Genomic DNA, 11,045 nt, shown 5'->3' on the forward strand with positions numbered 1-11,045 from the left:
CGCGTCAGCTCTTGTACGCCTTGGCGGCTTCGGACTCCAGCTTCGCCTGGGCCCCCGCGATGTCCTTCGGGTTCTTCAGGAAGTCCTGGAGGATCTTCCACTCGCCCTTGCCGGGCGTGCCGCCGAACGACTGCGGGGCCTGGTCGGACATGTCGAACCGGACCGCGTCACCGGCCGAGATCAGCGCCTTCGCCATCGTCCGCTGCACCTCGTTGGGGTACGCGGCGGCGTCCAGGGCCTTGTTCGGCGAGATGAACCCGCCCTGCTCGGCCATGATCTTCGCGGCGTCCGCCGAGGCCAGCCAGGTCAGCAGCGCCTGGGCGCCCTTGCCGTCCTTCAGCGCCACCGCGGCGTCGCCGCCGGTCACGACGGGGGACTCGGCGCCGACCGCCGGGAACGGGAAGACCTTGGCGTCGGTCCCGATCTTCGCCTTCGTCTGCCCGATGTTGACCGCCACGAAGTCGCCCTCGTAGACCATCGCGGCCTTGGGCTGGTCGCCGCCGGTGAAGGTCTGGGTGACCGAGGCGGGGAACTCCGTCTGCAGCGCCCCGTCGGCGCCGCCCGCGATCAGCGACGGCTTGCCGAAGAGCTCGGCCAGCGCGGTCAGCGCGTCCTTGACGGACGGGTCCGTCCATTTGATCCTGTGCTGCGCCAGCTGGTCGTACTTCTGCGGACCGGCCTGGGAGAGATAGACGTTCTCGAACCAGTCGGTGAGGGTCCAGCCGTCCGCGCCGCCGACCGAGACCGGGGTGACGCCCGAGGCGGAGACCGTCTCGGCGGTCTTCAGGAAGTCCTGCCAGGTCTTCGGCTCGCTCGCGCCCGCGTTCTCGAACGCCTTGGCGTTGTACCAGACCAGGGACTTGTTGGCGGCCTTGAAGTAGACGCCGTACTGGGTGCCGTCCACCGCGCCGAGGTCCTGCCAGACCTGGGAGTAGTTCTTGGCCAGCTGAGCCTTGGCCTCCGGGCCGACCGGCTTGGCCCACTTCTTCCGCGCGGCCTGCTGGACCGCGCCGACCTGCGGGATCATCGCGATGTCCGGCGGCTGGCCCCCGGCGATCTTCGTACCGAGGAAGTTGACGATCGGGTCCTGCGCCGGGACGAAGGTGACCTCCGCGCCCGTACGGCTCTCGAACTCCTTGAGGACCTTGACGAAGTTGGCCTGCTCGGCGCCGGTCCAGACCGCCGCGACCGACAGCTTCTCGCCGTCCAGCTTCGGCAGCGAGACGCTCGACGGGCCGCCCTTGCCGTCCCCCGTCGTCCTGGACGGTGTGCTGTGATCGTTCCCGCTGCCGCACCCGGTGAGGGCCAGGGCGCCGACGGCGGTGACCACCGCGGCGGCCCTGCTGATCCGAAGGGTTGTGCGCATTGCTTCCCCGTCTCTCACATCGTTGTGTGCGCACAGTCCTACGCGGGGTACTGAGGGCCCGCAATACCGCTCTCTGCCTCAACTCCCTTATCGTGATGGGCTCGTGACGTGATGTCAGAGCATTGTCGGGCCATGTCCGGACCCGGCCGGATCAGGAGGGGACGGGCCCGAACGGCGCTATCGGGTCGGCCTGGACCGAACGGGCCGCCCACTCCAGCGCACTGGCCAGCAACGCCAGATCGGTCGGCCCGTTGCCCAGCTCGCGGACCGGGCGCCGGGCCGGCGGATCGCCCATCCGCTCCCACTCCAGCGGTGCGACGGTGGGCCGCAGCGTGGCCGTACGCGGGATGCGCCCCGTCACCCGGCCGCCCTGGAACGGGGTGACCCGCCCGTCCGGATGCCCGAGCCTGCCCCGGCCGGGCGCCGGGTCCTCCGGCGAACGCGGCACCACCGGCGCGTCCAGCACGATGCGCAGCCGCGCCCCGTGGGCCAGGTCCGTGTCCTCCGTACGGTCGGGGCGGGCGGACGCCGCGACCAGGTGCACGCCCAGCCGCCCGCCCTCCCGCGCCACGGCCTCCAGGGCCCGCACCACCGAACCCGCGGCCGGCCGGCCCGGGCTGCCGAGCGCCGGGGCGACCAGCGCGTCGAAGTCGTCGGCCAGCACGACGAGCCGGGGCAGCGGGGTGGGGCCGGGACCGGCCGGCCCGGCGGCCGGGCGCAGCCGGAGCGTCCCGCTCGGCGGGGCGTCCAGATCACCGCGCTGCTCCGCGGCGGACGCCGGGCGCTGGCCGACCATCCGCCGCCCCACCTCCTGACGGCGGTGCCACTCGGTGAAGTCGTACGGGCCGAGCAGCTCGGCGCGGCGCTTCAGCTCACCGCTCAGCTCCTGGGCGAACTCCCGCATCCGCAGCGGATCGGAGGCCACCAGATGGGAGAAGGCGTGCGGCAGCTCCATGCAGGGACCGAGGCCCTCGCCCCGGTCACCGCCGACGCCGTCGACCAGCATCAGGCCCAGCTGGTCGGGCCGGGCGGCCGCGGCGAGCGAGGCGGCGACGGCCCGCAGCAGCTCCGTGCGCCCGCTGCCCGTCGGCCCCTCGATCAGCAGGTGCGGGCCCTCCTCGGACAGGTCCACGCTGACCGGGCCCCGGGGCCCGGCCCCGAGCACCATCACGGGCCGCCCGACCGTCCCGGACCCGGCGCCCTCGGCGGACGCCGACGCGGAACGGGAGGGGGCCGGGGCGGCGGTGGCGATCCGGGGAGCGTCCTCGCCGCGCGGTCCGCTCACCCGGTGCGGGGAGCCGTGCCCGGACGCGGCGGTACGAGGGCCTCCGGCCCCCGGGGACGTACGCCCCGATCCGGGGGCGTCGAGCCCGTCCTCGGGAACGAGCAGGTGGCCGGGGGCGCCGACATGGGTGGCGTGCTCACTGCCCGGGAACGAGGCACCGCCCACCCGCTGCGCCCCCACCCGGGGGCCCGCCGCGCGCGGATGCTCCGTACGGCCCGGACCGGGGCTCCCCGGGTCGCCGCCGTCCGTCCAGCGGCCCGCACCGCGCACCGCGGCCCCGGGCTGCTCGTCGGCGGTGGAGGCCCAGCGGGCCATCAGGGACGCCGGGGTGGCACGGGCCAGCCCCAGCTCGTCCAGCAGCCGGGCGGTCGTCGGGAGCGCGGCCGCCGACCGGCCGTGCGCCGGGACCGCTCCCTCCGCGCGCAGCGGCGCCAGCGCCCGGCCGAACCGTTCCGCCCAGTGCGCCGACACCGCGTCCACCGAGGCGACCGTGCCCCGCCCCGCGGCCTGCCCGCCCGCCGTCCGCAGCAGCCGCAGGGCCGTCGCCACGTCGCCGCTGAGCATGGCCACCGCCCCGCACTCGCGGAACGGGATCGAGGCGTGGCAGGCGGCCTCGTACGTCGCCGCGACCGGCGAGGTGGGGGTGGCGGCCGGGGTCTCGGCCAGACAGATCAGATGAATGCCCGCCGCGGCACCGGCGGCGGCCAGCCGGGCGGCGTTCTCGCGCAGCGCCGCCGAGCCCGGATCGCCGTCGAGGACCACCACGGTGTACGGACCCGCGTACCGTGCCGCGGCCTCGGCGACCGTGGCGCGGTCCACGCTCGCCCAGCCGGGCCCGAGCGGGCCGTCGTCCAGCCGGCGGACCAGCTCCGTGACCCGGGCGGCGGCCTGGTCGCGGTCGTGGGCCAGGAGCAGGCGGCAGTCCTGGCCGTGCGCCGGGCGCAGATGGGGCAGCCAGCCGAGCCAGGCCCACTCGCTCCTGCGCTCCTGCGCACCGCGCGCCCGGTCCGCGCTGATCAGCACGATCTCCAGATCGGCCGGGGAGTGCAGCGCGGCCAGCTGCGCCACCACGGACCGGGCGAGCCCGGCGAGCCGGGTCCGCGGCCCCGCGAGCCCGAGCGAACCGGCCTCCCGCAGCCCCACCGTCACCGGCACCACGGGCAGCTCCGCCCGGTCGGTCGTGCCGAGCCGCACCACGAGCGCCTCGGGGTGGTCCGCGCCGCGCTCCCAGAGCCGGGGGCCGGGGCCGAGCGCGGTCAGCAGCACGGCCGCCGGATCGGGCCAGGCGCTCCGCTCCCCGCCCCCGGGCGCCGCCGGGGCGGCGGCGGGCGAGGACGGCCCGGCGTCCCCGGGGCCGTCGGGGGCCTGCGCGGCCTCGCCCCGGCCGCCCGCGAGGCGGCGGGCCCAGGCACCGATCCCGCCCCGGCGCGGCGACCCGTCCTCCGGCGCGGTGACGGCGGACGGGACGGCACCGGCCTCCGCCGCGCCCTCGCTGTCGTACGCCCGGTCCGGGTCCGGGTCGGGGAAGGCGGCCGGGGTGCGGTCCGGGCCGGGCCCGCCGACGGTGCCGGCGGCGCCCGCCGTGCCGGACACCCGGAGGTGGCCCTCGCCGTCGGGGGCGGTCGGCAGGGCGGGCGTCGGCGCGCCGGACGTGAACCGGAGCGTGGACTCGCCGAGGCGCAGCAGCGCGCCCGGCTTCAGCCGGACCGGGCGGTCGTGGACCTCCACGCCGTCGAGCAGGGTGCCGTTGGTGGAGCCGAGGTCGGCCACCGAGACCGTGCCGTCGCCCAGGACCGTCACCGCGCAGTGGAGCCGGGACACGTCGGGGTCGTCGAGGGGCACGTCGGCGTCGGCGGAGCGGCCGATCCGGATGCGGCCGCCGTGCAGCAGATGGACCCCGCCCGCGTCCGGCCCCGCGACCACGTGCAGCCGCGCCGGGACCGCGTCGTCCACCGCCTCGTCCTCGCCGGGGACCTGGAGCGAGAGCACCGCCCCGTCCACCAGCGGCGGCTCGCCCAGCGCGCAGCGCTGCCCGTCGAGCCGCTCGCGCCCGGCGTACAGCACCACCGCGCCGCCGCCGAGCTGGCCCTCGGGCCCGAGGGCGGCCGTGGCGAGCTGGGAGGCCACGGTGGCGAGGGCCGTCCCGGGCGGGGCGGTGACCAGCACGTCGCACGCGCGCGCCGGAGTCTGGCCGCTGCGCGGCGCGAGGACGGTCAGCCGGATCTGCATCGCCGTCAGCGGTCCCTTCTGCGCGCCGCGCCGAGCAGGGGAAACGCCCTGTGACTCCCCCCACCCGCCGCGGACGCGTCGTCCGGTACAGGTTCGTCACGTGCCGAGGGGGCCCAACCCCACAGCCCGTGCAGAGGGCATCCTCGCACTTGCCACTGACATCGCGCCCGCGGGTCGCCGCTTAACGATCTTGAAACGTCGGCTGTGCGCCCATTAGTGCCTGCTTGGAACGGCGTCGGGGAGGACGGAACCGTTCCGGAACCACCTCCGGGGCGGCTCCTCGAACGTGAGTACGGCAACCATCGGCCCGGAAAGGGCGTCTTGTTCCAGGACGCCCGATGTCCCCGAGCGGACACCACCAGGGCGTACGGGCCCGCGCAGGGCCCGGAGATCTGTCCGGAAACAGCCGCCCGCACCGGGCGCCGCCCGGCCGCCCTCCGGGCGACGGCGGCAGTTTGACGAAAGGCCCTAGAGTAAGCCGGAACTCCCGGGCGGGATCCGGGAACACCGTAAGCACCACGATCTGCAGGGAGCGCATGACGTGCGGCCGGTAGGCAGCAAGTACCTCCTGGAGGAGCCGCTGGGACGCGGCGCCACGGGCACCGTCTGGCGGGCCCGCCAGCGGGAGACCGCGGGCGCCGAGGCGGCCGTCGCCGGTGAGCCCGGCGAGACCGTGGCGATCAAGGTCCTGAAGGAGGAGCTGGCCAACGACGCGGATGTCGTGATGCGCTTCCTCCGCGAGCGCTCCGTGCTGCTCCGGCTCACCCACGAGAACATCGTGCGCACCCGCGACCTGGTCGTGGAGGGCGATCTCCTCGCCCTGGTCATGGACCTGGTCGACGGCCCCGACCTGCACCGCTACCTCCGCGAGAACGGCCCGCTCACCCCGGTCGCCGCGGCGCTGCTCACCGCGCAGATCGCCGACGCGCTCGCCGCCAGCCACGCCGACGGCGTCGTCCACCGCGACCTGAAGCCCGCCAACGTCCTGCTGGACGAGAGCGGCGGCGGGATGCGCCCGATGCTCACCGACTTCGGCATCGCCCGCCTCGCCGACTCCCCGGGGCTCACCCGCACCCACGAGTTCGTCGGCACCCCCGCCTACGTGGCGCCCGAGTCCGCCGAGGGCCGCCCGCAGACCTCCGCGGTCGACATCTACGGCGCGGGCATCCTGCTGTACGAGCTGGTCACCGGCCGCCCGCCGTTCGCCGGCGGCACCGCCCTCGAAGTCCTGCACCGGCACCTCAGCGAGGAGCCCGTCCGCCCCGGCAACGTCCCGGCCCCGCTGTGGACGGTGATAGAGCGCTGCCTGAGCAAGGACCCCGACCGGCGGCCCAGCGCCGAGAACCTGGCCCGCGGCCTGCGCGTCGTCGCCGAGGGCATCGGTGTCCACGCCAGTTCCGCGCAGATCGCCGCGGCCGACGGCGTGGGCGCACTGCTCGCCCCCGACCCGGCCCCCGCGGCCGTCCCGGAGACCCCCGGCGCGGCCGACCCGACCCAGGTGCTGCCGAGCAACGCGGGCTCGTACGACCCCGCCGCGGCCACCAGCGTCCTGCCGCAGACCGGGCCGGGCGCGGGCGGGCACGCCGACCCGACCTCGGTCCTGCCCCCCGTGCCGTCGCGCCCGGACGCCCCCCCGCAGCCCGAGGAGCCGCACCCCTGGCAGTCCCAGCTCCGGGCCGCCCGCGACCGCAACGAGCCGACCCAGGTCCAGTACCTCGACCCGAGCGAGGACCCGCTGCGCAGGCGCCCCCAGCGCCCCCAGCCCCAACAGCAGCACCAGCCCCAACAGCAGCAGCGGCGCCAGCCGCCGCCCCAGCAGTACCAGCAGCCGCAGCAGCAGTACCCCCAGCAGCAGTACCAGCCCCAGCCCCCACCGCAGCAGCACCAGCCGCAGCGTCAGCAGTACGCGCCCCCGCAGCAGCCGGCGCCCCAGCCGCCGGCCCCGCGCCAGCCCCGCGAGCCGAGGCAGCGCAGCGCCAACCCGATGCGCATTCCCGGCCTCGGCTGCCTCAAGGGCTGTCTGTTCACGGTGGTGCTGCTCCTCGTCGCGGGCTGGCTCATCTGGGAGCTGACCCCGCTGCAGGACTGGATCGGCCAGGGCAAGAGCTACTGGAAGGCGATCAGCGACGCCGTCTCCACCGTCGGCGACTGGATCTCCGAACTGGGCGGCGGCGACAGCGGCAGCACCGGCACGAGCGGCACCGGCACTCCCTGAGCGGCCACCGCACCGGCGGCCCCGAGCGGCCGCGACACCATCAACTCTGTAGCTATATCGACTTCCGCGGGCCAGTTTCCACCGCATATCGCCCGCGGAAGTGAGGCTTGGCACCATCCCGGGCACTCAACCCCCCGGCCGACGCGTAACTTTGTCGACCGGGGGTCATGAGCGACGGTCCATCGCCAGCCGCTGAGGGAGCAGTTTTGGCACGGAATATCGGCAGCCGGTACACCGCACACCAGATCCTGGGGCGCGGCAGCGCGGGCACGGTCTGGCTCGGCGAAGGGCCCGACGGCCCGGTGGCCATCAAGCTGCTCCGCGAGGACCTCGCGTCCGACCAGGAGCTGGTCGGACGCTTCGTCCAGGAACGCACCGCCCTGCTCGGCCTCGCCCATCCGCATGTCGTCGCCGTCCGCGACCTCGTGGTCGACGGCAACGACCTGGCCCTGGTCATGGACCTGGTGCGCGGCACCGACCTGCGTACCCGCCTGGACCGCGAACGACGCCTCGCGCCCGAGGCCGCCGTGGCGATCATCGCGGACGTCGCGGACGGCCTCGCCGCCGCGCACGCCGCCGGCGTGGTCCACCGTGACGTCAAGCCCGAGAACATCCTGCTCGACATGGAGGGCCCGATCGGCCCCGGCGGCGCGCACCCCGCGCTGCTCACCGACTTCGGCGTGGCCAAGCTGATCGACACCCCGCGCCGCACGAAGTCCACCAAGATCATTGGTACACCGGACTACCTGGCGCCCGAGATAGTCGAGGGACTGCCGCCGCGTGCCGCCGTCGACATCTACGCGCTCGCCACGGTCCTGTACGAACTGCTCGCCGGTTTCACGCCCTTCGGCGGCGGGCACCCCGGGGCGGTCCTGCGGCGGCACGTGACGGAGACCGTCGTCCCGCTCCCCGGCATCCCCGAGGAACTCTGGCAGCTCCTGGTCCAGTGCCTCGCCAAGGCCCCCGCCTCCCGGCTGCGCGCCTCGGAGCTCGCGGCCAGGCTGCGCGAACAGCTCCCGCAACTGGCCGGCATCCCGCCGCTCGACGTGGACGAGCCGGACGCCGAGGCCGGTCCCGCGGGCGGCGCCCACGACGAGCAGAGCTACGCCCCGGCCGCCGAGGAACCCCGCCGTCGCGGCGCGGTCCCGCTGGTCCCGGGCTCGTCCGCCGACTCCAACCGCGACACCCACACGAGCATGCGCGTCCCGGCACCCGACGAGCTCTCCGGCGGCCCCCGGGGCACCGCCAGGGCTCCGCGCTCCCCGGGCGCCCCCCGCCCCGGCTCGGCCCGCAACAAGTCCGCCGCCGTCCGCAAGCGCCGCATCGTGCTGGGCACCGCGGTCCTGGCGCTGGTGGCCGCGCTCGGCGTGGGCGGCGCGCTGGCCCTGGGCGGCGACGACGCGGACGCACCGGACAAGGAGCCGGGGACCTCGGCACCGGAAACGCCCTGACCCGGCCCCGCGGGGGCCCGGCGCGGCCGATTGCCGGGACGAATCGGACGGCCCGAGGAACGTCCGCGCCGACAGCCGTTACGCTGGACCCGTGGCAGTCGTCGATATTTCCGAAGAGCTGAAGTCCCTCTCCTCGACCATGGGGTCGATCGAGGCCGTCCTGGACCTGGATGCGCTGAGGGCGGACATCGCCGCGCTCGAGGAGCAGGCGGCCGCGCCCTCCCTCTGGGACGACCCCGAGGCGGCGCAGAAGATCACCAGCAAGCTTTCGCACCTCCAGGCCGAGGTCCGCAAGACGGAGGCCCTCCGCGGCCGCATCGACGACCTCGGTGTCCTCTTCGAGCTCGCCGAGGACGAGGGCGACGCCGACGCGCTGGCCGAGGCCGAGACGGAGCTGGAGGCGGTCCGCAAGGCGCTGGACGAGATGGAGGTCCGCACCCTCCTGTCCGGCGAGTACGACGCCCGCGAGGCCCTGGTCAACATCCGCGCCGAGGCCGGTGGCGTGGACGCGGCCGACTTCGCCGAGAAGCTCCAGCGCATGTACATCCGCTGGGCCGAGCGGCACGGCTACAAGACCGAGGTCTACGAGACGTCGTACGCGGAGGAGGCCGGCATCAAGTCGACCACCTTCGCCGTCCAGGTGCCGTACGCCTACGGCACGCTCTCCGTCGAGCAGGGCACCCACCGGCTCGTCCGGATCTCCCCCTTCGACAACCAGGGCCGCCGCCAGACGTCCTTCGCGGGCGTCGAGGTGCTGCCGGTGGTCGAGCAGACCGACCACATCGAGATCGACGAGTCCGAGCTGCGCGTCGACGTGTACCGCTCCTCGGGCCCCGGCGGCCAGGGCGTCAACACCACGGACTCCGCGGTCCGGCTGACCCACCTGCCGACCGGCATCGTCGTCTCCTGCCAGAACGAGCGCTCGCAGATCCAGAACAAGGCGTCCGCGATGAACGTCCTCCAGGCGAAGCTGCTCGAGCGCCGCCGCCAGGAGGAGCAGGCCAAGATGGACGCCCTCAAGGGCGACGGCGGCAACTCCTGGGGCAACCAGATGCGGTCGTACGTCCTGCACCCGTACCAGATGGTCAAGGACCTGCGTACGGAGTTCGAGATGGGCAACCCGGAAGCGGTCTTCAACGGCGAGATCGACGGCTTCCTGGAGGCCGGCATCCGCTGGCGCAAGCAGCGCGAGAAGTAGACGGCGACAGCCTTCCCGGCGGTGCCGGAGACCCCCGCGGTCTCCGGCACCGCCGTTTTTCCGTGGGGGAGTTGGTGCCGCGCCCGCGCGGGCGCGGCGGCGAGTGCGTCACAGTCGTGCTTCCGTATGGTGACCAACTGCGACCAAAGCCGCACATAGTGCACGGAACGGCCTTGACGTAGTCCTTAACCGCCGCCAGGGTGCTAGGGCAGCATGCGTATGTCTGGGACGGGTGCGAACGGGGGCGGGCGGCATGACCATGACTCTGTGTGGCGCCGCTCGGAGCGAACTCCGGAGAACCGGGGCCCGCATATGGCTGCTCCACTGACGAGATCAGCTACTGGGGGTAGCAGCACATGACGAAGAAGACGCGCGTCCGCGTCGCGCGGATCGCCGCGGGTGCGGTCATCGCCGCGGGTGCCTCGCTCACCGCCGCCGGTGTCGCCTCGGCCGTCGGCGTCGATGTCAACGTTGCCGGGCTGTCGGCCAAGGCCGAGGTCAATGGCAACGGCGAGGGCGAGCAGGGCGGCGGCGAGGGCTGCAGCCCGATCGACCCGCGCTGCAACGAGACCGGTGGTAACGAGACCGGCGGCAATGAGACCGGTGGTAACGAGACCGGCGGCAATGAGACCGGTGGTAACGAGACCGGTGGTAACGAGACCGGCGGCAATGAGACCGGTGGTAACGAGACCGGTGGTAACGAGACCGGCGGTAACGAGACCGGTGGTAACGAGACCGGCGGTAACGAGACCGGCGGCAATGAGACCGGCGGTAACGAGACCGGCGGCAATGGCAACCAGGGCGGCAACTCGTCCAACGGTGGCAATGGCAACCAGGGCGGTAACTCGTCCACTGGTGGCAACGGCAACCACGGCGGTACCTCCGGCAACGGCGGTTCCACCAGCGGCTCCGGCGGCCAGGGCGGCACCACCGGCACCGGCGGCACCACTGGCACAGGCGGCTCCACCGCCACCGGTGGCTCCACCGGCGGTTCCGTGACCGGCGGTGACGACTCCTGCACCGTCGACCTCGACGGCGCCACCTGCGCGGACAACACCACCCCCGACTCGGCCGGCAACCAGCCCGTCGAACAGGGCAAGGGCAAGGACGAGCTCGCCGAGACCGGCGCCGCCGAGACCACCTTCCTGGTGGTCGGCGCCGCGACGATGATCGCCGGAGGCATCGGCTTCCGCATCCTGCCGCGCCTGATGAACGGCCGCGCGGTCGCCTAAGGGCTGCCGCCCGCACCGGGCCCCGGCCCGGCGCACAGGCACAGAAAGGGGCCCGGGACGCCACACGGC

At 74.4% G+C, this 11,045-nt stretch carries 6 protein-coding genes; 4 read left to right on the forward strand and 2 right to left on the reverse strand.

The window, feature by feature from the left end:
- Nucleotides 1-4 precede the first annotated feature (4 nt).
- Both ACFCV8_RS24020 and ACFCV8_RS24025 read right to left on the reverse strand, forming a co-directional pair.
- On the reverse strand, nt 5-1,366 hold the full coding sequence (locus ACFCV8_RS24020) for an ABC transporter substrate-binding protein (RefSeq protein WP_376687483.1): 1,362 nt from the start codon (nt 1,364-1,366) through the stop codon (nt 5-7).
- 151 nt (nt 1,367-1,517) lie between these two features.
- Nucleotides 1,518-4,880, reverse strand: a complete 3,363-nt coding sequence (locus ACFCV8_RS24025) for an FHA domain-containing protein (RefSeq protein ID WP_376687484.1) — start codon at nt 4,878-4,880, stop codon at nt 1,518-1,520.
- A 541-nt stretch (nt 4,881-5,421) separates the two neighbouring features.
- Between ACFCV8_RS24025 and ACFCV8_RS24030 the strand changes: the two genes are divergently transcribed.
- The 4 genes from ACFCV8_RS24030 to ACFCV8_RS24045 all read left to right on the forward strand — a co-directional run bounded on the left by ACFCV8_RS24030 (nt 5,422) and on the right by ACFCV8_RS24045 (nt 10,976).
- Nucleotides 5,422-7,095, forward strand: a complete 1,674-nt coding sequence (locus ACFCV8_RS24030) for a serine/threonine-protein kinase (RefSeq protein WP_376687485.1) — start codon at nt 5,422-5,424, stop codon at nt 7,093-7,095.
- A gap of 206 nt (nt 7,096-7,301) precedes the next feature.
- The gene (locus ACFCV8_RS24035) at nt 7,302-8,546 is read left to right on the forward strand and encodes a serine/threonine-protein kinase (RefSeq protein WP_376687486.1); all 1,245 of its coding nucleotides are present in this window, start codon (nt 7,302-7,304) and stop codon (nt 8,544-8,546) included.
- A gap of 91 nt (nt 8,547-8,637) precedes the next feature.
- A complete protein-coding gene (gene prfB / locus ACFCV8_RS24040) occupies nt 8,638-9,744 on the forward strand; it encodes a peptide chain release factor 2 (RefSeq protein WP_376687487.1) in 1,107 nt (368 codons plus the stop codon).
- Nucleotides 9,745-10,100: 356 nt separating this feature from the next.
- Entirely contained in the window at nt 10,101-10,976 is an 876-nt protein-coding gene (locus ACFCV8_RS24045; protein ID WP_376687488.1) for an LPXTG cell wall anchor domain-containing protein, read from the forward strand.
- The last annotated feature ends 69 nt before the right edge of the window (nt 10,977-11,045 follow it).

This window comes from Streptomyces sp. NPDC056347 (assembly GCF_042262625.1).
Lineage (GTDB): Bacteria > Actinomycetota > Actinomycetes > Streptomycetales > Streptomycetaceae > Streptomyces.